The sequence below is a fragment of the Pantoea dispersa genome (assembly GCF_019890955.1).
GTDB lineage: Bacteria > Pseudomonadota > Gammaproteobacteria > Enterobacterales > Enterobacteriaceae > Pantoea > Pantoea dispersa.
Window position 1 is genome coordinate 1361986 of the sequence record NZ_CP082346.1, and the last position, 23586, is coordinate 1385571.

General features: G+C 57.1%; 20 protein-coding genes and 1 pseudogene. 17 read left to right on the forward strand and 4 right to left on the reverse strand.

Annotated elements, in window-relative coordinates; all coding sequences use genetic code 11:
* Positions 1–741: 741 nt before the first annotated feature.
* Complete coding sequence (gene lrhA, locus K7H94_RS06280; RefSeq protein ID WP_021509211.1) at positions 742–1665, forward strand: transcriptional regulator LrhA; 924 nt, start codon at positions 742–744, stop codon at positions 1663–1665.
* Between the two features lie 48 nt (positions 1666–1713).
* Here the strand turns inward: lrhA and K7H94_RS23135 are convergent, their stop codons facing one another.
* A complete protein-coding gene (locus K7H94_RS23135; RefSeq protein ID WP_276523016.1) occupies positions 1714–1848 on the reverse strand; it encodes a hypothetical protein in 135 nt (44 codons plus the stop codon).
* Between the two features lie 477 nt (positions 1849–2325).
* Here K7H94_RS23135 and K7H94_RS06285 point away from each other — a divergent pair, with 477 nt between their 5' ends.
* From K7H94_RS06285 to K7H94_RS06350, 14 genes and pseudogenes are all read left to right on the forward strand, one after another.
* Positions 2326–2769, forward strand: coding sequence for an NADH-quinone oxidoreductase subunit A (locus K7H94_RS06285; protein ID WP_021509213.1), 444 nt, complete (start codon positions 2326–2328; stop codon positions 2767–2769).
* A gap of 15 nt (positions 2770–2784) precedes the next feature.
* On the forward strand, positions 2785–3462 hold the full coding sequence (locus K7H94_RS06290; RefSeq protein WP_021509214.1) for a NuoB/complex I 20 kDa subunit family protein: 678 nt from the start codon (positions 2785–2787) through the stop codon (positions 3460–3462).
* Between the two features lie 116 nt (positions 3463–3578).
* Entirely contained in the window at positions 3579–5378 is a 1800-nt protein-coding gene (gene nuoC / locus K7H94_RS06295; protein ID WP_031280036.1) for an NADH-quinone oxidoreductase subunit C/D, read from the forward strand.
* A pseudogene (gene nuoE, locus K7H94_RS06300) lies at positions 5353–5896 on the forward strand (NADH-quinone oxidoreductase subunit NuoE). Before nuoC ends, nuoE begins: the two are co-directional and overlap by 26 nt.
* 2 nt (positions 5897–5898) lie before the next feature.
* A complete protein-coding gene (gene nuoF / locus K7H94_RS06305; RefSeq protein ID WP_031280037.1) occupies positions 5899–7239 on the forward strand; it encodes an NADH-quinone oxidoreductase subunit NuoF in 1341 nt (446 codons plus the stop codon).
* A gap of 100 nt (positions 7240–7339) precedes the next feature.
* The gene (gene nuoG / locus K7H94_RS06310; RefSeq protein ID WP_222951814.1) at positions 7340–10063 is read left to right on the forward strand and encodes an NADH-quinone oxidoreductase subunit NuoG; all 2724 of its coding nucleotides are present in this window, start codon (positions 7340–7342) and stop codon (positions 10061–10063) included.
* Positions 10060–11037, forward strand: a complete 978-nt coding sequence (gene nuoH / locus K7H94_RS06315; RefSeq protein ID WP_021509219.1) for an NADH-quinone oxidoreductase subunit NuoH — start codon at positions 10060–10062, stop codon at positions 11035–11037. Before nuoG ends, nuoH begins: the two co-directional genes overlap by 4 nt.
* Before the next feature lie 11 nt (positions 11038–11048).
* The gene (gene nuoI / locus K7H94_RS06320) at positions 11049–11591 is read left to right on the forward strand and encodes an NADH-quinone oxidoreductase subunit NuoI (RefSeq protein ID WP_021509220.1); all 543 of its coding nucleotides are present in this window, start codon (positions 11049–11051) and stop codon (positions 11589–11591) included.
* 10 nt (positions 11592–11601) lie between these two features.
* A complete protein-coding gene (gene nuoJ, locus K7H94_RS06325; protein ID WP_021509221.1) occupies positions 11602–12153 on the forward strand; it encodes an NADH-quinone oxidoreductase subunit J in 552 nt (183 codons plus the stop codon).
* Positions 12150–12452, forward strand: a complete 303-nt coding sequence (gene nuoK, locus K7H94_RS06330; RefSeq protein WP_013509877.1) for an NADH-quinone oxidoreductase subunit NuoK — start codon at positions 12150–12152, stop codon at positions 12450–12452. Before nuoJ ends, nuoK begins: the two co-directional genes overlap by 4 nt.
* On the forward strand, positions 12449–14284 hold the full coding sequence (gene nuoL, locus K7H94_RS06335; RefSeq protein WP_150058691.1) for an NADH-quinone oxidoreductase subunit L: 1836 nt from the start codon (positions 12449–12451) through the stop codon (positions 14282–14284). The genes nuoK and nuoL overlap by 4 nt, the downstream gene beginning before the upstream one ends.
* A 208-nt stretch (positions 14285–14492) precedes the next feature.
* Positions 14493–16013 carry an NADH-quinone oxidoreductase subunit M gene (gene nuoM / locus K7H94_RS06340; protein WP_031280038.1) on the forward strand — a complete coding sequence of 507 codons (1521 nt, stop codon included), beginning with the start codon at positions 14493–14495 and terminating at the stop codon, positions 16011–16013.
* A 6-nt stretch (positions 16014–16019) separates the two neighbouring features.
* Positions 16020–17477 (forward strand): NADH-quinone oxidoreductase subunit NuoN, encoded by a 1458-nt coding sequence (gene nuoN / locus K7H94_RS06345; RefSeq protein ID WP_031280039.1) that lies wholly within the window; start codon positions 16020–16022, stop codon positions 17475–17477.
* 175 nt (positions 17478–17652) lie between these two features.
* A complete protein-coding gene (locus K7H94_RS06350; RefSeq protein ID WP_021509225.1) occupies positions 17653–18105 on the forward strand; it encodes a GNAT family N-acetyltransferase in 453 nt (150 codons plus the stop codon).
* A 28-nt stretch (positions 18106–18133) separates the two neighbouring features.
* Here K7H94_RS06350 and K7H94_RS06355 read toward each other — a convergent pair whose 3' ends face one another.
* A complete protein-coding gene (locus tag K7H94_RS06355) occupies positions 18134–19792 on the reverse strand; it encodes a glucan biosynthesis protein D (protein WP_031280040.1) in 1659 nt (552 codons plus the stop codon).
* A 288-nt stretch (positions 19793–20080) separates the two neighbouring features.
* Here K7H94_RS06355 and elaB point away from each other — a divergent pair, with 288 nt between their 5' ends.
* Positions 20081–20389, forward strand: a complete 309-nt coding sequence (gene elaB, locus K7H94_RS06360; protein ID WP_021509227.1) for a stress response protein ElaB — start codon at positions 20081–20083, stop codon at positions 20387–20389.
* A gap of 153 nt (positions 20390–20542) precedes the next feature.
* A complete protein-coding gene (locus tag K7H94_RS06365; RefSeq protein WP_222951815.1) occupies positions 20543–21739 on the forward strand; it encodes a nicotinamide mononucleotide deamidase-related protein YfaY in 1197 nt (398 codons plus the stop codon).
* A 394-nt stretch (positions 21740–22133) separates the two neighbouring features.
* Here K7H94_RS06365 and yfaE read toward each other — a convergent pair whose 3' ends face one another.
* Both yfaE and nrdB read right to left on the reverse strand, forming a co-directional pair.
* Positions 22134–22394 (reverse strand): class I ribonucleotide reductase maintenance protein YfaE, encoded by a 261-nt coding sequence (gene yfaE, locus K7H94_RS06370; RefSeq protein ID WP_021509229.1) that lies wholly within the window; start codon positions 22392–22394, stop codon positions 22134–22136.
* Positions 22395–22396: 2 nt separating this feature from the next.
* Positions 22397–23527 (reverse strand): class Ia ribonucleoside-diphosphate reductase subunit beta, encoded by a 1131-nt coding sequence (gene nrdB, locus K7H94_RS06375; RefSeq protein ID WP_021509230.1) that lies wholly within the window; start codon positions 23525–23527, stop codon positions 22397–22399.
* Between the last annotated feature and the right edge of the window lie 59 nt (positions 23528–23586).

A 23586-nucleotide genomic window follows, 5' to 3' on the forward strand; every position in this document is an offset into this window, starting at 1 on the left:
GCCTGTAAACAGGGATATCCAGCCGCGCGCCGCGCCATTCAGCAATTTTTCATTTAACTGCGGTCTTATGAATGGTTAGCGACTTGATGAAATAGTTAAAGGAATCTTGTTAGATGCCGAAAAAATGTGCAGCAATGATTAAGCACTATCTGGCATGAGGCGATGACGATGGTTATTTGCTTTGCGAAGCGGTTGAAACCAGGCCCCGTCAGCCGGGGATAAAACCGCGTGGCAGCGGCTTAAATAGCATTTACGCTGTCACTTTAACGCTTATCATTCAGTTTAAGAACCAGGCGGGTTAAAAAATCAGCAGCGTTGTGGCAGGATGTGCCGGAAATGGCTTTTGGTCAAAAATTACGATGTTTTGAACAAAAACATTTCCATTTATAGCGTAAAAATGATTAAGTATAATTTATTATTTGATGCACTTTATCGCTTCGCATCAGCATAACAAGATGTTACTCCTTTTTGCCCCGCAGGACAGTTTGGCGGGAAACCAGGCAACTACACAGCTTCCAGCAACGTTCTACTGACGTCCCTGGCCCAGGAAGTTGTTCTGACTTTTACGACGCCATTGCCCGTTTTGCGGTGATGTGTTCGTCGGCATCCGCCTGACTCGATTTTTTCATGAGCGCCTTCACACAGGGCGATCATTAAGCACCATTACCACTTATCTCTTTGATAAGTATGGTAATACACCAGGGTAGTAGTTTCAAAAAATCTTATAAGTGAAGAAATAACATGACTAATGCAAATCGTCCGATACTGAATCTCGACCTCGATCTGCTGCGTACTTTTGTCGCCGTTGCTGACCTGAATACCTTTGCAGCCGCCGCTGCAGCAGTATGCAGAACGCAATCAGCCGTAAGCCAGCAGATGCAACGTCTGGAACAATTGGTAGGTAAAGAGCTGTTTGCCAGACATGGACGTAACAAATTGCTGACTGAGCATGGCATTCAGCTGCTTGGCTACGCCAGGAAGATCCTGCGTTTCAACGATGAAGCCTGCACTTCTTTAATGTACAGCAATATCCAGGGCGTGCTGACGATTGGCGCGTCTGACGATACCTCTGATACCATTCTGCCGTTTCTGCTTAACCGCGTAACGTCAGTGTATCCGAAACTGGCAATCGACGTCCGCGTGAAGCGTAATCCGTTTATGATGGAGATGCTGAACCAGGGCGAAGTGGATCTGGTGGTGACCACATCCAGTCCGGGTAACTTCACCTACCAGGTGCTGCGAACCTCGCCAACGCTGTGGTACTGCGCGGCAGACTATATTTTCCAGCGTGGTGAAGCCATTCCGCTGGTGCTGCTGGATGAGCCAAGCCCGTACCGTGACATGGCGATCGATCATCTCAACGAAGCGGGTATCCCGTGGCGTATCTCCTACGTGGCTTCCACGCTGGCGGCGGTACGTGCGGCGGTAAAAGCGGGGCTGGGTGTCACCGCGCGTCCGGTTGAAATGATGAGCCCGGAGCTGCGCGTGATGGGGGCGGCAGAAGGCCTGCCGGTGCTGCCGGATACGCAATATTTGCTGTGCCGTAATCCGGACAGCGATAATGAGCTGGCGCTGGCCATCTTCAACGCGATGCAGTCCACTAACGATCCTTACAATCTGAGCGCGAATCCGGACGGTACGCTGCTGCTGGATGATGAAGAGTAAGGTTGACCGTTACTGGTAATCCGTCACAACCGGCATGCCAGATAATTGTTAAAAGTTAGAGAAAAGAGCCTTAGCCTGATGAAAATCAGCTAAGGCTTTTTTTATGGCGGTTATTTCCGCTTTTTTAGCACGATTAGCATCTGATAATTTCACTAACTTCCTGAAAAGTGAAATGTGTTTCATTTTCATCCTGCGCGGAATTTATTTATCATTTCGTGCCAACTTTATCTCTGCCTGTCGCCAGACCGCCTGCCGGTTTTTCCAGCAAAAAACGTCAATATGTGTTCTGGATCAAAAAAATACCCCCGATAAGGGGGGGGAAATCCGCGCAAGACCTGTCAAACTATGATTGTTAAATGCACGATCCATGCATGTGAATACCCGCTACACTGAAATTAACCGTACAAACTGAAGCGATTTAGCTGGCGCTCAGGGGTGCATATGTTAATAATATGATGCGGGTGTAAATTAATGTTTGGATACTTTTGTCAAAGTTGACAAAAGGTTATAGAAAGGAGTAAAAAACCCCATAAAATTGCTGCTTAATTGATAAAGACAGCAAAGTTTATAAGGTTTTTTATCCTTCCCTTGAATCGATGTGGTGTGTTTGCTGCGACAGTGCAGGATGCCATCGCCACTTTTGATGAGTAAGCAAAGAGTATGTCAACAACCACAGAAGTCATCGCTCATCACTGGGCGTTTATTGTTTTCATTGTTATCGCGTTTGGCCTGTGTGCCTTTATGTTAACCGGTGGCTGGTTGTTAGGTGGACGTGCACGCGCGCGCCACAAAGACACGCCGTTTGAATCCGGTATCGAATCCGTCGGTGATACCCATATCCGCCTTTCGGCAAAATTCTATCTGGTTGCGATGTTTTTCGTCATTTTCGACGTCGAAGCCCTCTATCTATACGCATGGTCGACCTCCATCCGCGAAAGCGGCTGGGTCGGCTTTGTCGAAGCCGCAATTTTCATTTTGGTGCTCCTGGCAGGCCTGGTTTATCTGGTGCGCATCGGTGCGCTGGATTGGGCGCCTGCGCGTCGTCGCGTAGTCGTCAAATCGAGCCCGGTCAGCCACAGTCACACCAACCCTCATAAGCAGTAAAAGCGAGGCAATAAGATGGACTACACGCTGACACGCGTAGACCCGAACGGGGGCGATAACGACCGTTATCCCCTGCAGAAACAGGAGATTGTTACCGATCCTCTGGAGCAGCACGTTCATCGCAGCGTCTATATGGGCAAGCTTGAGCACGCCCTGCATGACATGGTGAACTGGGGTCGTAAAAACTCTCTCTGGCCGTATAACTTCGGCCTTTCCTGTTGCTACGTGGAAATGACCACGTCATTCACCGCAGTACATGATGTGGCGCGTTTCGGTGCGGAAGTAATGCGCGCCTCGCCACGTCAGGCTGACTTTATGGTGATCGCCGGTACGCCGTTTACCAAAATGGCACCGGTGATTCAGCGTTTGTATGACCAGATGCTGGAACCGAAATGGGTGATTTCGATGGGGGCCTGCGCCAATTCCGGCGGTATGTATGACATCTATTCGGTGGTGCAGGGTGTCGATAAATTCCTGCCGGTTGATGTGTATATCCCGGGTTGTCCGCCACGTCCGGAAGCTTACATGCAGGCGCTGCTGCTGCTGCGTGAGTCCATCGGCAAAGAACGTCGTCCGCTCTCGTGGGTGGTTGGCGATCAGGGCGTGTATCGCGCCAATATGCAGTCTGAGCGTGAAAGAAAGCGTGGTGAGCGTATTGCCGTCACCAACCTGAGAACCCCAGACGAAGTTTAAGCACCCCGTACACGGATGGAGCCACGGCCGCAGCAGATAATGACAACGTAGTGTGTGCCGCCATCCTGACGCCTTCTTTTGAGTGCCTGATTACAGGCCGGAATGGTGAGTAACGTATGACAGATTTAACCACGCAAGATCTCGCTCAGCCTGCATGGCAAACCCGGGATCACCTGGATGATCCGGTGATCGGCGAGCTGCGTAACCGTTTTGGGCCGGATGCCTTTACCGTTCAGGCCACCCGCACCGGCATTCCGGTCGTCTGGGTGAAGCGTGAACAGCTACTGGAAATCATTGAATTCCTGCGTAAGCTGCCGAAGCCGTACGTCATGCTCTATGACCTGCACGGTTTCGATGAGCGTTTACGTACCCACCGCGCCGGTCTGCCCGCCGCGGATTTTTCCGTTTTCTATCACCTGCTGTCGATTGAACGCAACCGCGACATCATGCTCAAGGTGGCGCTGTCTGAAAACGATCTGAATGTGCCCACCATCACCAAAATTTTCGCTAACGCCAACTGGTATGAGCGCGAAACCTGGGAGATGTTTGGTATCACCTTCAACGGCCACCCGCACCTGACGCGCATCATGATGCCGCAGACCTGGGAAGGGCACCCGCTGCGTAAAGACTACCCGGCGCGCGCTACCGAGTTCGATCCTTTCACGCTGACTAAGCAGAAAGAAGATCTGGAGATGGAGTCACTGACCTTCAAGCCGGAAGACTGGGGCATGAAGCGTGGCACCACCAATGAGGACTTCATGTTCCTCAACCTCGGTCCGAACCACCCTTCAGCGCACGGTGCGTTCCGCATCATTCTGCAGCTGGATGGCGAAGAGATCGTCGACTGCGTTCCGGACGTGGGTTACCACCATCGCGGCGCGGAGAAGATGGGTGAGCGTCAGTCCTGGCACAGCTATATTCCGTATACCGACCGTATCGAGTACCTCGGCGGTTGCGTAAACGAAATGCCGTACGTACTGGCGGTGGAAAAGCTGGCGGGCATCACCGTACCGGATCGCGTGAATGTGATTCGCGTGATGCTGTCAGAGCTGTTCCGTATCAACAGCCACCTGCTGTACATCTCCACCTTTATTCAGGACGTCGGTGCCATGACACCGGTGTTCTTTGCCTTTACCGACCGTCAGAAAATCTATGACGTGGTGGAAGCGATCACCGGTTTCCGTATGCACCCGGCGTGGTTCCGCATCGGCGGTGTGGCGCACGATCTGCCGAAAGGCTGGGAACGTCTGCTGCGCGAGTTCCTCGACTGGATGCCGAAGCGTCTGAAAGAGTACGACAAAGCTGCGCTGCGCAACACCGTGCTGATGGGCCGTTCGCAGGGCGTGGCCGCCTATAACATGGACGAAGCGCTGGCGTGGGGCACCACCGGTGCCGGTCTGCGCGCTACCGGTCTGGACTTCGACGTGCGTAAATGGCGTCCCTACTCCGGCTATGAAAACTTCGACTTCGAGGTGCCGGTCGGCGCCGGTATCAGCGACGCTTACACCCGCGTGCAGCTGAAGATGGAAGAGATGTGGCAGTCGCTGCGTATCCTTGAGCAGTGCCTGAAAAACATGCCGGAAGGGCCATTTAAGGCCGATCATCCGCTGACCACGCCGCCACCGAAAGAGCGCACGCTGCAGCACATTGAAACCCTGATCACCCACTTCCTGCAGGTTTCGTGGGGCCCGGTAATGCCGGCCAACGAATCATTCCAGATGATTGAAGCGACGAAAGGGATCAACAGCTACTACCTGACCAGCGATGGCAGCACCATGAGCTACCGCACCCGCGTGCGTACGCCGAGCTTCCCGCATCTGCAGCAGATCCCTTCGGTGATCCGCGGCAGCCTGGTATCCGACCTGATCGTGTACCTCGGTAGTATCGATTTTGTTATGTCAGACGTGGACCGCTAATTATGCACGATCAAAAAATTGCCATTCAAACCATCGACCCGACTGAGGTCTTTGTGCTGAGCGAGGCCGAGCACCACGCTATTGAGCATGAAAAACATCACTACGAAGATGCGCGCGCGGCGTCGATTGAAGCGCTGAAGATCGTGCAGAAGCAGCGCGGCTGGGTGCCAGACGGTGCCATTAACGCGATTGCTGAGGTGCTGGGCATTCCGGCCAGCGACGTAGAAGGTGTGGCGACGTTTTACAGCCAGATCTACCGTACGCCGGTTGGCCGCCACGTGATTCGCTACTGCGACAGCGTGGTGTGCCACATCACCGGTTACCAGGGCATTCAGGCGGCGCTGGAGCAGAACCTGAACATTAAGCCAGGACAAACCACGCCGGATGGCCGCTTTACGCTGCTGCCAACCTGCTGCCTCGGCAACTGTGACAAAGGCCCGACCATGATGGTGGATGAAGATACCCACGTTCACCTGACGCCGGAAGGCATCGCCAACCTGCTGGAGCAGTATCAATGACCATTAAACAGATCATTCGTACTGCGGAAACCCATCCGCTGACCTGGCGTCTGCGTGACGACAAACAGCCAGTATGGTTCGATGAATACCGCAGTAAAAACGGCTACGTTGGCGCCGATAAAGCGCTGAAGGGCATGAGCCAGGACGAGATCGTCGCTGCAGTGAAGGATTCCGGCCTGAAAGGGCGCGGCGGTGCGGGCTTCAGCACCGGCCTGAAGTGGAGCCTGATGCCCAAAGATGAATCCATGAACATCCGTTACCTGCTGTGTAACGCCGATGAGATGGAACCTGGCACCTATAAAGACCGCCTGCTGATGGAGCAGTTGCCGCACCAGCTGGTGGAAGGCATGCTGATCAGTGCGTTTGCGCTGAAAGCCTACCGTGGCTACATCTTCCTGCGCGGTGAATACATCGAAGCCGCGGAAAACCTGCGTCGTGCCATTGCCGAAGCTACTGCCGCGGGCTATCTCGGCAAAAACATTCTTGGTACCGGCTTCGATTTCGAGCTGTTTGTTCACACCGGTGCGGGCCGCTATATCTGTGGCGAAGAGACCGCGCTGATCAACTCGCTGGAAGGGCGCCGCGCTAACCCGCGTTCCAAGCCGCCGTTCCCGGCCAGTGCCGGCGTCTGGGGCAAACCGACCTGCGTCAACAACGTTGAGACGCTGTCCAACGTGCCGGCGATCTTCCTGAATGGCGTGGAGTGGTACAAAAACATCTCCAGCAGCGAAGACACTGGCACCAAGATGATGGGCTTCTCCGGCCGGGTGAAAAATCCGGGCGTGTGGGAGCTGCCGTTTGGTACCACCGCGCGTGAAATCCTCGAGGATTATGCCGGCGGAATGCGCGATGGCCTGAAGTTCAAAGCCTGGCAGCCGGGCGGAGCCGGTACCGACTTCCTGACCGAGCAGCACCTCGACCTACCGATGGAATTTGCCAGCATCGGCAAAGCCGGCAGCCGTCTGGGTACCGCGCTGGCGATGGCGGTCGACCACGAAATCAATATGGTGTCGCTGGTACGCAACCTCGAAGAGTTCTTTGCGCGCGAGTCCTGCGGCTGGTGTACGCCGTGCCGTGACGGTCTGCCGTGGAGCGTGAAGATCCTGCGTGCGCTGGAGCAGAAAAAAGGCCAGCCGGGGGATATCGAAACCCTGCTGCAGCTGTGCCGCCAGCTCGGTCCGGGCAAGACGTTCTGCGCCCACGCACCGGGTGCCGTTGAGCCACTGCAGAGCGCGATTAAATATTTCCGTGACGAGTTTGAAGCCGGCATTGCGCCGCAGGTGTTTGGCAATACCCGCGCGATTGGCGGGATTCAGCCTAACCTGCTGAAAGCGCGCTGGTAAGCCGCCGTCGTACACGGAATCGCCCGGGCCTGAGGCTGCGGGGCAGGAATTAGATGTTTAACGCTCGTCTGCGGACGAGCCTTACGGAAGCATGTTCACTATGGCTACAATCCATGTAGACGGTAAAGAATATGATGTGAACGGAGCGGACAACCTGCTGCAGGCGTGTCTGTCTCTGGGCCTTGATATTCCTTATTTTTGCTGGCATCCGGCGCTGGGAAGCGTGGGAGCCTGCCGCCAGTGCGCGGTGAAGCAATTCCAGAATGCCGAAGATACCCGTGGGCGCCTCGTCATGTCCTGCATGACGCCTGCGTCTGACGGCACCTTTATCTCCATCGACGATGGCGAAGCGAAAGAGTTTCGTGAAAGCGTGGTGGAGTGGCTGATGACCAACCACCCGCACGACTGTCCGGTGTGCGAAGAGGGCGGTAACTGTCACCTGCAGGATATGACGGTAATGACGGGACACAGCTTCCGTCGCTACCGTTTTACCAAGCGTACCCATCAGAATCAGGATCTCGGGCCGTTTATCTCGCATGAGATGAACCGCTGTATCGCCTGTTACCGCTGCGTGCGCTACTACAAAGATTACGCCGATGGCAAAGATCTTGGCGTGTACGGCGCGCATGACAACGTCTACTTTGGCCGTCCGGAAGATGGCACGCTGGAGAGCGAATTCTCCGGTAACCTGGTAGAAATCTGCCCGACCGGCGTGTTCACCGATAAAACCCACTCTGAACGCTATAACCGTAAGTGGGATATGCAGTTTGCGCCGAGCATCTGCCAGCAGTGCAGCGTGGGTTGTAACACCAGCCCGGGCGAACGCTATGGCAAGCTGCGTCGTATCGAAAACCGCTACAACGGCTCGGTAAACCACTACTTCCTGTGCGACCGTGGCCGTTTCGGCTATGGCTACGTGAACCGTAAAGACCGTCCGCGTCATCCGGAACAGCTGCGCGGCACTGACCGGATCACGCTGAACGCAGAACAGGCGGTAAATGCCGCCGCGGATATCCTGCGTCAGGCGAAGAAGGTGATCGGTATCGGTTCACCTCGCGCCAGTATTGAAAGCAACTTCGCGCTGCGCGAACTGGTGGGCGCGGAAAACTTCTCAACCGGTATGCCGGCAGCTGAGCAGGCGCGGGTTGAGCTGATGCTGAAAGTGCTGCAGCAGGGCGGCATTTACACGCCATCGCTGCGTGAAATTGAAAGCTATGACGCCGTGCTGGTGCTGGGTGAAGACTTGACTCAGGTCGGTGCCCGCGTGGCGCTGTCGGTGCGTCAGGCCGTTAAAGGCAAAGCTCGCGAAATGGCCGCCGCTCAAAAAGTTGCGGACTGGCAGATCGCCGCCATCCTCAACATTGGTCAGCATGCCAAACATCCGCTGTTTGTCACTAACGTTGATGAAACCCGTCTCGATGATATCGCCGCGTGGAGCTATCGTGCACCGGTGGAAGATCAGGCACGCCTGGGCTTCGCCATCGCGCACGCGCTGGATGACAGCGCACCGGCGGTTAGCGACTTTGACAGCAGCCTGAACGGCAAGCTGGACGTGGTGGTTCAGGCGCTGGCCGGCGCGAAAAAACCGTTGATCATTTCCGGCACCCACTCGGGCAGCACGGCAATGATTGAAGCGGCAGCCAACGTAGCTAAAGCGCTGAAAGCGCGCGGTGCTGACGTGGGTATCACCTTCCTCGCCGGCGCGGCCAACAGCTTTGGTCTCGGCCTGATGGGCGGCCAGTCGCTGGACAGCGCGCTGGAGCAGCTGGACAAAGGCGAAGCGGAAGCGCTGGTGGTGCTGGAGAACGATCTCTATCGTCACGCACCGAAAGCCACCGTCGATGCAGCCCTGCATAACACCGCGCACGTGATTGTGGTTGACCATCAACGCACGGCCACGCTGGAGAAAGCCGGTCTGGTACTCTCCACCGCCAGCTTTGCCGAGAGCGACGGCACCTCCATCAACCATGAAGGTCGCGCCCAGCGCTTCTTCCAGGTTTACGATCCGGCCTATTACGACGATAGCGTGGTGATGCTGGAGAGCTGGCGCTGGCTGCATTCGCTGCACAGCGCTGTCGAGAGCCGCCAGATTGACTGGACGCAGCTCGATCACGTGATTGATGCCGCGATTGTGGCGCTGCCGCAGCTGAAAGGGATTAAGGACGCGGCGCCGGACGCCAGCTTCCGTATTCGTGGCCAGAAACTGGCGCGTTCACCGCATCGTGCCAGTGGCCGTACCGCCGCGCGCGCCAACATCAGTGTGCACGAACCGCGTCAGCCGCAGGATAAAGACACCATGTTTGCCTTCTCCATGGAAGGTAACAACCAGCCGTCGGCACCGCGTTCGCAGATTCCTTTTGCCTGGGCACCAGGCTGGAACTCACCGCAGGCGTGGAACAAGTTCCAGGCGGAAGTGGGCGGTAAACTGCGTCATGGCGATCCGGGCGTGCGTCTGTTTGAAGCCAGCGAAAGTGCACTGGACTGGTTCAGCCAGGTTCCGGCACGCTTCGTGGGCGGCAGTCAGTATCGCGTGGCACCTTACTATCAGCTGTTTGGTAGTGAAGAGATGACTCAGCGCTCGCCAACCTTCCAGAAACGCATGGCGCCGGCCACGCTGGTGATCAACCCGGCAGATGCTGAGAAGCTGGGCGTTAATAACGGTGCGTCCGTGGAACTGGTTTGCGCCGGTGAAACGCTGCGTCTGCCGGTGCGCTTCTCTGCGGCACTGCAGGTGGGGCAGGTGGGTCTGCCGCTCGGCATGCCGGGTGTACCGCCGTTCCTCGCGGGTGCGCAAATTGACAAACTGCAGGAGGCAGCGCAATGAGCTGGCTGACACCGGACGTTATTGACATCATCCTGCAGGTGGTGAAAGCCATTGTCATCCTGTTGGTGGTGGTGGCCTGTGGTGCCTTCATGAGCTTTGCCGAGCGTCGTCTGCTCGGCCTGTGGCAGAACCGTTATGGACCGAACCGCGTAGGCTGGGGCGGCTCGCTGCAGCTGGCGGCGGACATGATCAAAATGTTCTTTAAAGAGGACTGGGTTCCGCCGTTTACCGATCGCTTCATCTTTACCCTGGCACCGGTCATCGCCTTCGTTTCGCTGCTGCTGGCGTTTGCGATTGTGCCGGTTTCGCCGAGCTGGATGGTCACCGACCTGAACATCGGTCTGCTGTTCTTCCTGATGATGGCGGGTCTGGCGGTATACGCCGTACTGTTCGCGGGCTGGTCGAGTAACAACAAATACTCGCTGCTCGGTGCAATGCGTGCCTCCGCGCAGACCCTGAGCTACGAAGTGTTCCTCGGCCTGTCGCTGATGGGCGTGGTGGCGCAGGCGGGTTCCTTTAACCTGAACGCCATCGTTGAGAGCCAGACGCACCTGTGGAACATCATCCCGCAGTTCTTTGGCTTCGTGACCTTCTGTATTGCCGGCGTCGCGGTGTGCCACCGTCATCCGTTTGACCAGCCGGAAGCGGAACAGGAGCTGGCCGACGGTTACCACATCGAATATGCCGGGATGAAGTTCGGCCTGTTCTTTGTCGGTGAGTACGTGGCCATTACTACCGTATCGGCACTGATCGTCACCCTGTTCTTCGGTGGCTGGCACGGTCCGTTCCTGCCGCCGTTCATCTGGTTCGCCCTGAAAACGGCGTTCTTTATGGTGATGTTTATCCTGATTCGTGCTGCGCTGCCGCGTCCACGCTATGACCAGGTGCTGTCGTTCGGCTGGAAAGTATGTCTGCCGTTGACGTTATTGAATCTGCTGGCCACTGCCGCAGTGATTCTGTACAACGCGCAGTAAGGGGTTTTGAGATGACTTTAAAAGATATTGTCGTTGGCTTCGGCACGACAGTGCGCAGTATCTGGATGATTGGCATGCATGCCTTCGCCAAACGCGAAACCCAGATGTATCCGGAGGAGCCGGTTTATCTGCCGCCGCGCTACCGTGGCCGTATCGTGCTGACGCGCGATCCGGACGGCGAAGAGCGCTGCGTAGCCTGTAACCTGTGCGCCGTTGCCTGCCCGGTCGGCTGTATTTCGCTGCAGAAAGCGGAGATGCAGGATGGCCGCTGGTATCCGGAATTTTTCCGCATCAACTTCTCGCGCTGCATCTTCTGTGGTTTATGTGAAGAAGCGTGCCCGACCACCGCGATTCAGCTGACGCCGGACTTCGAACTCGGTGAGTTCAAGCGTCAGGATCTGGTGTATGAGAAGGAAGACCTGCTGATTTCCGGCCCGGGTAAATATCCGGAGTACAACTTCTACCGCATGGCAGGTATGGCGATCGACGGTAAAGACAAAGGCGACGCGGAAAACGAAGCCAAACCGATCGACGTTAAAGGCTTATTACCTTAAGGAGCCAGGTATGGAATTTGCGTTTTATCTTTGCGGACTGGTGGCGGTGCTGACGACATTGCGCGTCATCACCCACACCAATCCGGTACATGCGCTGCTGTACCTGATTGTTTCGCTGCTGTCGATTGCCGGCGTGTTCTTCTCAATGGGTGCCTATTTTGCCGGTGCGCTGGAGATCATCGTCTATGCCGGTGCCATCATGGTGCTGTTTGTGTTCGTGGTGATGATGCTCAACCTGGGTAAAACCCAGCAGGATCAGGAGCGCGAATGGCTGAAGCCGTCGCTGTGGATCGGTCCGGGCATTGTCTCGCTGCTGCTGCTGGTGGTGATGATCTACGCCATCCTGACCGCAACCGACCAGGGTATTGATGGCACCGTCATCGATGCCAAAGCGGTGGGCATCAGTCTGTTTGGCCCGTATGTTCTGGCGGTTGAGCTGGCGTCAATGCTGCTGCTGGCCGGTCTGGTGGTGGCGTTCCATATCGGACGTGAAGATCGTCAGGGCGAAGTGCTGAGCAACCGCGTGTCAGACGCGGCGGCCAATAAGGAGGAGCACGCATGATCCCGTTACAACACGGCCTGATTCTGGCTGCTGTGCTGTTTGTTCTCGGCCTGACCTCGCTGGTACTGCGCCGCAACCTGCTGTTTATGCTGATCGGTCTGGAGATCATGATCAACGCCGCGGCGCTGGCGCTGGTGGTGGCAGGCAGCTACTGGGGACAAGCCGACGGTCAGGTGATGTATATCCTGGCAATCAGCCTCGCGGCGGCGGAAGCCAGTATTGGTCTGGCGCTGCTGCTCCAGCTCTATCGTCGTCGTCAGACGCTGAACATTGACACAGTGAGCGAGATGCGCGGATGAATCTTCTCTATTTAACCGTATTATTTCCGCTGATTGGCTTCCTGCTATTGGCGTTTTCCCGTGGTCGCTGGTCGGAGAACCTGTCGGCTGCGGTGGGGATGGGGTCAGTGGGCCTTGCGGCGCTGACCACCGTATTTGTGGGTGTGGACTTCTTCAGTCAGGGCCAGCAGCCATTTACCCAGGCGCTGTGGACCTGGATGCACGTGGGTAACTTTGACATCAAAGTGAACCTGGTGCTGGACGGTCTGTCGCTGACCATGCTGTCGGTGGTTACCGGCGTCGGCTTCTTCATCCACATGTTCGCTTCGTGGTACATGCGCGGTGAAGAGGGCTATTCACGCTTCTTCGCTTACACCAACCTGTTCATCGCGAGCATGGTGGTGCTGGTGCTGGCCGATAACCTGATGCTGATGTACCTGGGCTGGGAAGGGGTAGGGCTGTGTTCCTACCTGCTGATTGGCTTCTACTACAGCAATCCGGAAAACGGCAAAGCGGCGATGAAAGCCTTCATCATCACCCGTGTCGGTGACGTGTTCCTCGCCTTTGCGTTGTTCATTCTCTACAACGAGCTGGGTACGCTGAACTTCCGTGAGCTGATGGAGCTGGCCCCGGCGCACTTCGCGGCGGACAACCACATGCTGCAGTGGGCGACGCTGATGCTGCTGGGCGGTGCCGTGGGTAAATCGGCACAGCTGCCGCTGCAGACGTGGCTGGCCGATGCGATGGCCGGTCCGACGCCGGTCTCCGCGCTGATCCACGCTGCCACCATGGTAACCGCAGGCGTCTATCTGATTGCCCGCACCCACGGTCTGTTCCTGCTGACGCCGGAAGTGCTGCATCTGGTGGGTATTGTTGGTGCGATTACGCTGGTGCTGGCGGGCTTCGCCGCGCTGGTGCAGACCGACATCAAACGCGTGCTGGCATACTCCACCATGAGTCAGATCGGCTACATGTTCCTGGCGCTGGGCGTACAGGCGTGGGACGCCGCGATTTTCCACCTGATGACCCATGCGTTCTTCAAGGCGCTGCTGTTCCTCTCCTCCGGTTCCGTGATTCTGGCCTGTCATCACGAGCAGAACATTTTCAAAATGGGCGGTCTGCGTAAGAGCATCCCGCTGGTGTATGTCTGCTTCCTGGTGGGCGGTGCCGCGCTGGCCGCGCTGCCGCTGATTACCGCCGGCTTCTACAGTAAGGACGAGATTCTGTTCGGTGCGCTGGCTAACGGTCACATCAATCTGATGGTCGCCGGTCTGGTGGGTGCATTCCTTACCTCAATCTACACCTTCCGCATGATCTTCATCGTGTTCCACGGCGAAGAGAAAATTCATGCGCATGCCGGTAAAGGCATTACGCATCACCTGCCGCTGATTGTGCTGCTGGTGCTCTCGACTTTCGTTGGCGCGCTGATTACGCCTCCGCTGGCGGGCGTGCTGCCACAGAACGAGTTTGGTGAAACCGGCAAAGTGGCGCTGGAAATCACCTCGGGTGCCGTGGCGATTATCGGTATCCTGATTGCCGCCGCGCTGTGGCTGGGCAAACGTCAGCTGGTCACCCGCATCGCCAACAGCGCGCCGGGCCGTTTCTTCGGCACCTGGTGGTTTGCGGCCTGGGGCTTCGACTGGCTGTACGACAAGGTATTTGTTAAACCGTACCTTGGCATTGCCTGGCTGCTGCAGCGCGATCCGCTCAACTCCCTGATGAACCTGCCGGCGCTGCTGTCGCGCATCGGTAATAAAGGTCTGGTGGTAAGTGAGAACGGCTATCTGCGCTGGTATATCGCGTCGATGAGCGTCGGTGCCGTGGTGGTGCTGGCGCTGATGCTGGTGATTTAACGATTGATGAGCGGGGCGCGCGATGGTTTAGCGCCCCACGTAAGAATGTTCAAAATTGTCTGATGCACGGGTGAGATCAACGCAGTCAGTTTGGTGTTCGCCAGCGCAGCAACCGGCGCGTAGTAATACGTGAACGTTGCCCGCGCGGGCGAGGCGAAACAGGCGCGTCAGATAGCCTGAACGAAGACGAAAATAGGGAATGTACGCCGTGTTATTACCTTGGCTAATAATTATACCCTTTGTTGGGGGCTTGCTTTGCTGGCTGGCTGAGCGCCTTGGCGCGAAGGTGCCGCGCTGGATTGCCCTGATCACCATGGGGCTGACGCTGGCGCTGGGCCTGCAGCTGTGGCTGCAGGGCGGCTATTCGCTGACGCAGGCTGCGGGCCTGCCGCAGTGGCAGTCGACTTTCCTGGTGTCGTGGATCCCGCGCTTTGGCATTAATTTCCATCTGGCGCTGGATGGCCTGTCGCTGCTGATGGTGGTGCTGACCGGCCTGCTGGGTCTGATGGCGGTTCTCTGCTCGTGGAATGAAATCGAAAAGTATCAGGGCTTCTTCCACCTCAACCTGATGTGGATTCTCGGCGGCGTGATCGGCGTGTTCCTCGCCATCGACATGTTCCTGTTCTTCTTCTTCTGGGAAATGATGCTGGTGCCGATGTACTTCCTCATCGCGCTCTGGGGTCACAAAGCGTCTGACGGGAAAACCCGTATCAGCGCGGCAACCAAATTCTTCATCTACACCCAGGCGTCAGGTCTGGTGATGCTGATTGCCATTCTGGCGCTGGTGTTTGTGCACTACAACGCCACTGGCGTCTGGACGTTCAGCTATGAAGAGCTGCTGAAAACCCCGATGTCACACACCGTTGAGTATCTGCTGATGCTCGGCTTCTTCATCGCCTTTGCGGTGAAAATGCCGGTGGTGCCGCTGCACGGCTGGCTGCCGGATGCCCACAGCCAGGCACCGACCGCTGGTTCGGTTGACCTTGCCGGTATCCTGCTGAAAACTGCGGCTTACGGCCTGCTGCGTTTTAGCCTGCCGCTGTTCCCGAATGCGTCGGCGGAGTTCGCGCCGATCGCCATGTGGCTCGGCATCATCGGTATCTTCTACGGCGCCTGGATGGCGTTCTCGCAGACCGATATCAAACGTCTGATCGCCTACACCTCGATTTCGCACATGGGCTTCGTGCTGATTGCCATCTACACCGGCAGCCAGCTGGCGTTCCAGGGCGCGGTGGTGCAGATGATTGCGCACGGCCTGTCGGCCGCGGCGCTGTTCATCCTGTGCGGTCAGCTGTATGAACGTCTGCATACCCGTGACATGCGCCAGATGGGCGGCCTGTGGTCGCGCATCAAGTGGATTCCGGGCCTGTCGCTGTTCTTTGCCGTGGCCAACCTCGGTATGCCGGGCACCGGTAACTTTGTGGGTGAGTTCATGATTCTGACCGGCAGCTATCAGGTGGTGCCGTTGATTATCGTGATTGCCACCTTCGGCCTGGTATTTGCCTCGGTGTACTCGCTGATCATGATGCAGCGCGCTTACTACGGCGAAGCCAAATCAAAAGAGCCGCTGGCTGGAATGTCGCCGCGCGAATTCCTGACCATCGGTGTACTGGTCGTGCTGCTGGTGCTGCTGGGCGTGTATCCGCAGCCAATCCTCGACACGTCCCATGCTGCGATGAGCAATATTCAGCAGTGGTTTACCGCTTCAATTTCAACTACAAGGCCGTAATTCGCCATGACAATAACTCCTCAACAATTGATCGCGTTGCTACCGCTGTTAATCGTCGGATTGACGGTGGTGGTTGTGATGCTGTCCATTGCGTGGCGACGCAACCACTTTGTTAATGCCACGCTGACGGTCATCGGTCTTAACCTCGCGCTGCTGTCGCTGTGGTTTGTGGGCCACGTGGGCGCCATGGATGTCACGCCGCTGTTGCGCGTGGATGGCTATTCGATGTTCTATACCGCGCTGGTGATGCTGGCGAGTCTGGCAACATGCACCTTTGCTTATCCGTGGCTGGCCGGTTTCCCGGATAACAAAGATGAGTTCTATCTGCTGGTGCTGATCGCGGCGCTGGGCGGGATCGTGCTGGCCAGCGCCAACCATCTGGCGGCGCTGTTCATCGGTATCGAACTGCTGTCGCTGCCGCTGTTTGGTCTTATCGGCTACGCCTTCCGTCAGAAGCGCTCGCTGGAAGCGGCGCTGAAGTACATGATTCTGTCGGCTGCAGCTTCCTCGTTCCTGATCTTCGGTATTGCGCTGGTCTACGCCGATTCCGGCAGCCTGAGCTTTGTGCAGCTCGGCAAGAGCCTGAATGACAGCATGATTCAGCAGCCGCTGCTGCTGGTCGGGCTGGGCATGATGATCATCGGTCTTGGCTTTAAGCTGTCGCTGGTGCCGTTCCATCTGTGGACGCCAGACGTGTATCAGGGCGCGCCGGCTCCGGTCTCGACCTTCCTCGCCACCGCCAGCAAAATCGCTATCTTTGCGGTCATCATGCGTCTGTTCATGTACGCACCGGTAACCGACAGTGAAGCGGTGCGCACCGTGCTGGGTGTGATTGCCTTCGTCTCGATCCTGTTCGGTAACCTGATGGCGATTTCGCAGAGCAACATCAAGCGTCTGCTCGGCTATTCATCTATCGCGCATCTTGGCTATCTGCTGGTGGCGCTGATTGCGGTGAAAACCCATCAGCTGTCACTGGAAACCGCCGGTGTCTATCTGGCCGGTTACCTGTTCAGCAGCCTCGGCGCCTTCGGTGTGGTCAGCCTGATGTCGAGCCCGTACCGTGGTCCGGATGCGGATACGCTTTACTCGTATCGCGGTCTGTTCTGGCATCGTCCGATTCTCTCCGCCGTGATGACGGTGATGATGCTGTCGCTGGCCGGCATCCCGATGACGCTGGGCTTTATCGGTAAGTTTTACGTCATCGCGTCCGGTGTTAACGCGCATCTGTGGTGGCTGACCGCGGCGGTTGTCGCCGGTAGCGCCATTGGTCTGTATTACTACCTGCGCGTTACGGTGAGCCTGTACCTTAGCCCGCCGGAACTGCACACCCGCGATACCCCGGCCAACTGGGCGTTCACCGCAGGTGGTGTGGTGGTGCTGATCTCCGCCATCCTCGTGTTGCTGCTCGGTGTTTATCCGCAGCCGCTCATCACGCTGGTGCAGCTGGCCCAGCCGCTGATGTAAACAGCGCGTCATCTTCACAATCAGGCCTGCGGGCCTGATTTTTTTTGCCTGCAATTTGAGAGTTTGATCACATTGCTCCGCGTGTCCGCCCCTGTTACGTGCTGCCCACTGCGTTTAGCGCATGCGCTGTGATAGGCTGTGAAGATCACTTTTTTCGCTCAGACAAGGAAGCATGATGGATATGCAATGGCTTGATTGCCACCACAGTGAACTGACCGCGCAGCAGCTGTATACCGTGCTGGCGCTGCGCAATCAGGTGTTTATCGTCGAACAGGCCTGTCCGTATCAGGATATAGATGGCCAGGATTTGACGGCTGATAACCGCCATCTGCTGGGCTTTCTTGATGGCAAACTGCTGGCCTATGCGCGTCTGCTGACGCCCGCGCTGGCTTCTTCGCCGGTGACCATTGGTCGGGTGATTGTGTCGGAAGAGGCGCGCGGCCTGAAACTGGGCTATCGGCTGATGGAGCAGGCGCTGAACAGCTGCGAACAGCACTGGCCGCAGCGGGCGGTATATCTGTCCGCGCAGGCGCATCTGGAAGGCTTTTATGGTCGCCTGGGCTTCCGGGCGGTCACGGACGTTTATCTGGAAGATAATATTCCGCACGTCGGCATGCAGAAAAACTAACGGCGAGGTGTTGGCCTCGCCGTGCAGGTTAGCCCGGCGTCATCTGTCGGTCGTCGGTGTACTTGCGCTGATCGGGCGGTGGCGGGAAGTACTGATACAGCCAGGTTTCGCTCAGCGTCTCATCTTTGGTGCGCAGGAACAGGCGCATATCCACCGGTTTGGTTGAGTCGCTGTTCGGATACCAGTCAAACAGGATACGGTAACCTTTCAGCGGTTCGACGTAGAGAATCTCCACCTGTTTGAAGGTGCCGGACGACACGGTGATTACCGGTTCGATGCCTTTCGGCGCGGCCGCCTGCAGGTCGCCGCCAATGAAATCGATAGCAAAGCGGCGGCACCACTGGTCCGGGAAGTGTTCGCCCGGTGCCCAGCCTTCCGGGAAGCCACCAATACCGGTGCGCGTGGCATCAACGCGGGCCAGACCGCTGCGGACCGGCGGCAGCTGGCTCCAGTAGAGTTTGTACTGGAAATTAAACTCGCTGCCAGCTTTGACCGGCTCGGCCGGCTGCCAGAAGCAGACGATGTTATCCAGTGTTTCCCCGGTCGTCGGGATCTCCATCAGGTTGATGGCGCCTTTACCCCATTTACCGATCGGCTCTACCCACAGGCTGGGGCGTTTGTCATACCAGCCAATCACGTCCTGGTAATCTTTGAAATCATGATTCAGCTGCAGCAGACCGAAGCCGCGAGGGTTTTCATCCTGATAGGCATTAAACTGCAGGCGCTGCGGGTTATTCAGCGGACGGGCAATCCACTCGCCGCTGCCGCTCCACATCGCCAGGCGATCGGAGTCATGAATCTGCGGATGATAGGTATTACACATGCGGCGCTCGTTGGTGCCGCAGCTGAACATGCTGGTCATTGGCGCAATACCGAGCTGACGAATCTCGTTGCGCGCAAACAGGTGGTTTTCCACCTCCATCACCACGCGTTTTTCTTCGCAGTGAATGGTGAACTTGTAGGCACCGGTGACGCTAGCCCCGTCCAGCAGTGCATACACCACAAAGGTGGTGTCTTCAGCTTTTGGCGTCTCGAACCAGAAGGCCGTGAAGTCGGGAAACTCTTCCTGGCCATTGCTGAAGGTGTTAACCGCGACGCCACGGGCTGACAGGCCATATTGGTAGGTTTCATCTACCGCGCGGAAGTAGCTGGCACCGAGGAAAGAAACGATGTCGCGTCGCGCCAGCTCCGGTTTTTTAAAGGCGCGGAAACCGGCAAAGCCGAGGTCGGTTTTACCCACCAGCTGCTGGGTATCCACGTTGGCGTTGTGATAATTAAACAGTTCCGGACGGAAGTGGATTTCCCGCGCCTCGCGGCTGGCGGCGTCCACGGAGAACATGCGAATGCGGCGCTTAAAGCCCATGCCAACGTGGAAGAACTGCACATCCAGCTCGCGGTCGGCGATGTTGTTCCACAGTGAGTGGTTAGCGTCGTACTGAATTTCGTTATACGCCTGCGGTGTCAGATTGGCCAGGGTCGCGGGCAGGGGGCCGGGCGCGCCGCCCCAGGGCTGTTTGGCCAGCGCCGCGGCTTTCTTTTTCAGCACATCGAAATCGAAGCGCACGGCGGTTCCGTCGGCGATGCCATCATCGGCCCAGGCGGACTGCGCAAACAGCGAGGAGAGCCCGGTCATGCCGCTAACGGCAGAGAGGGCCATGGACGCTTTCATAAATTTTCTACGATTCATGCCGGAAATCTTTTCCTTAGCTGCTCGGGTGTATTGAGGCTGTCGCAAGACATTTAGCGTCAGGCTACAGGGGGTTACGACAGTGGCGAAAATAAAAAATTCAGTCCGCTGAAAATTTATCAGATTAATCAAATAAACGAAGCACAATTCCGCGTGCAACGCCCCGGATGACATAACTTTGCGTTCAGCGCGGCAAAAAGCGCAGTTAGCGGATGACGGCGCGGCGCAAAAACGCAATTTATGACTATAGTTAATCGACACCGCATTTAAACATGGAGGATTGTGAACATGTCATCTACCGATCAATTTGAAACCCGTCTTGATGACGATCTGGCGCTGCTGACGGAAACGCTGGAAGAAGTGCTGCGCTCCTCGGGCGATCCGGCGGACCAGAAATATATCGAACTGAAGCAGAAAGCCGAGCAGGCGCTGGAAGACGTGAAGAATCGCGTGAGCCAGGCGTCCGACAGCTATTACTATCGTGCCAAACAGGCAGCGTATCGTGCCGACGATTACGTGCATGAAAAACCGTGGCAGGGCATTGGTATCGGTGCGGCTGCCGGTCTGTTTGTTGGCCTGCTGCTGGCGCGCCGTTAATCCCCGTGGGCGCGATGTTCGTCGCGCCCGATTCCTGCTTTCCCGCTGTTTCCTTTCCGCATCGCGATTAACCCGCTATTTCGCACCGGTGGCGATTGTGTTTCGCCTGCGCGCTCCCTACAGTGAAAGCCACAGGGATAAGGAGAAGAGATCGTGATACGTGTCGAAATGCTCTCAACGGGCGATGAAGTGTTACATGGGCAGATTGTCGATACCAACGCCGCGTGGCTGGCCGATGTGCTGTTTCAGCACGGCCTGCCGATGACCAGTCGCAGCACGGTCGGCGATGCGATGAGCTCGCTGGTTGAAGCGCTACAGAGTCGCAGTCAGATTGCCGACGTGCTGATCGTAAACGGCGGTCTCGGGCCGACCAGCGACGATCTCAGCGCCCAGGCAGCGGCCACCGCCAGCGGCAGCGAATTGGTGCTGCAACAGGCGTGGCTGGAGAAGATGGAAGCCTGGTTTGCCAGCCGCGGGCGGCTCATGGCACCCAGTAATCGCAAGCAGGCGGAGATTCCGGCCAATGCCGAGTTGATCGATAACCCGGTCGGCACCGCCTGTGGGTTTGCCCTGCAGCTTAATCGCTGCTGGATTTTCTTTACGCCCGGCGTGCCGTCAGAATTCAAAGTGATGGTTGAGCAGCAGATTATTCCGCGTCTTAAGGCGCGTTTTACGTTGCCAGAACCCCCGCTGTGCCTGCGTCTGACCACCTTTGGCCGCGGCGAGAGCGATATCGCCGCCGAGCTTGAACCGCTGCCGCTGCCGGAAGGCGTAGTGATGGGCTACCGTTCGTCGATGCCCATCATTGAGATCAAACTGACCGGCCCGGCCAGCCAGCGCGTGGCGATGGAGCAGGTGTGGCAGCAGGTTAAGTTACTGCTGGCCGAGTGCACCATTTTTGAAGGCTTTGAAGGGCTGCCGGTCGTGCTGGCGCGGGAACTGCACGATCGCGGCTTCCGCCTTGCTCTGAGCGAACAATACACGGCCGGGTTGCTGCACTGGCAGCTGGCCGCCGCGCAGGTGCCGCTTAGCGCCGCCGAGCTGCTGCCGGCACGTGAGGAGTCGCTGGAAGCGCAGGTTACGCGCACGCGTCAGTTAGCCGCTCATCAGGGCACGGTGCTGGCCTTGTCGGTTGGCGATCTGCAGGAAGGGGAAGTGTCGATTGCGCTGCACACCCCGGAAGCCAGCTGGGGCCAGCGGGTGAAATTTACCCATGGGCGGCACAATCTGGAAACCCGGCAGAAAGTGGTGACGATGATGGCGATGAATATGCTGCGCCGCTGGCTGCACGGAAGTGAAGTCAGTACCGGTCACGGCTGGATTGATGTCCTGGAGACGGTGAAGAGCTAACGCTTTCCAGGCTTGTGATAGCTGATGCCATGGGATCAGCATCGCTTTGTGTTGGGTGCCGCGTCGTGAGAGGCATCGCCGCTTGCCGCACCGGCATAAACCCTTCCCTGGGGTCTGCCGCCGCGCCATCCATGGCGCGGAGGCTGCTGCAAGCGGCTATGCCTCCCACGCCCTGCTGGATTCGGTGGTCGCTGTTGTCGGGTGCCTGTTACAGCAGTACCAGAATTGAAAGGGAAGAGGAGGAAGCTGGGCTTAGCCGGACGTCACGCGGCAGGGATGCCGCGTGTCGAGGCCCGCAGGGAGCGGGTTTTGCCGTTCCGGCGTGCTCAGTTCCCCCTCTGACCATGCGGGATCTTAACGCGATAAAAGGGAATTCAGCAGTACGGCCGGCAGGTTACAGCTCGATCTCAATCTCCCCTCTGGCCTTACAACAGCAGGGCAGAATCTCGCCCTGCTGAATAAACGCCAGTGGGGTTTCCGCATAATCCACTTCGCCTTTCAGCAGACGCATGCGGCAGGAGCCGCAGTAGCCTTCACGACACTGAAACTCGACGCACACATTGTGTGCTTCCAGCGTCGTCAGCAGATTAGGGTGTTCGTCTGCGCACTCCAGCCGGGAGCCGGAGCTGCGCAGGATTACCACGGAACGGCTCATGCTTACAGCTGGAAATCGTTGAAGTCGTCTTCGCCCACTTCGGAGTCGATCTGACCCACCAGATAGGAGCTCACTTCAACTTCCTGCGGCGCCACCTGCACGTTATCTGACACCAGCCACGAGTTAATCCATGGAATCGGGTTAGAACGCGTCTGGAACGGCAGATCAAGGCCCACTGCCTGCATGCGGATATTGGTGATGTACTCAATGTACTGGCACAGAATGTCCTTGTTCAGACCAATCATTGAGCCGCCGCTGAACAGATACTCAGCCCACTCTTTTTCCTGCTCGGCTGCTTTCTTAAACAGGTCGAAGCACTCGTCGCGGCACTCGGCGGCGATCTCTTTCATTTCAGGATCGTCTTCACCGGTACGCATCAGGTTCAGCATATGCTGGGTGCCGGTCAGGTGCAGCGCTTCGTCACGGGCGATCAGACGAATAATCTTGGCGTTGCCTTCCATCAGTTCGCGCTCGGCGAAGGCGAATGAGCAGGCAAAGCTGACGTAGAAGCGAATCGCTTCCAGCGCGTTAACGCTCATCAAGCAGATATACAGTTGCTTCTTCAGCGCACGCAGATTCACGGTCACGCTCTTGCCCGCCACCTGATGCGTGCCTTCACCCAGCAGATGCCAGTAGTTGGTCATCTCGATCAGATCATCGTAATACTTCGAGATATCCTGCGCGCGCGCCAGAATCTGCTCGTTAGTCACGATGTCATCAAACACCAGTGACGGATCGTTGACGATATTACGGATGATGTGGGTGTACGAGCGTGAGTGGATGGTCTCGGAGAACGCCCAGGTTTCCACCCAGGTTTCCAGCTCGGGAATCGAGATCAGCGGCAGCAGCGCTACGTTCGGGCTGCGGCCCTGAATGGAATCCAGCAGCGTCTGATACTTCAGGTTACTGATGAAGATGTGCTTCTCGTGCTCCGGCAGCGCCTGATAGTCGATGCGATCGCGCGAGACGTCAACCTCTTCCGGACGCCAGAAGAAAGAGAGCTGCTTCTCGATCAGCTTTTCAAAGATGTCGTATTTCTGCTGGTCGAAACGGGCAACGTTCACTGACTGGCCGAAGAACATCGGCTCTTTCAGCTGGTCATTTTTGTTCTGTGAGAAAGTAGTGTAAGCCATGACTAAGTCCAAAAGTGAAACGGGCCAGCCGCTGCTGGCCCAGACACGATAAGGCGCCC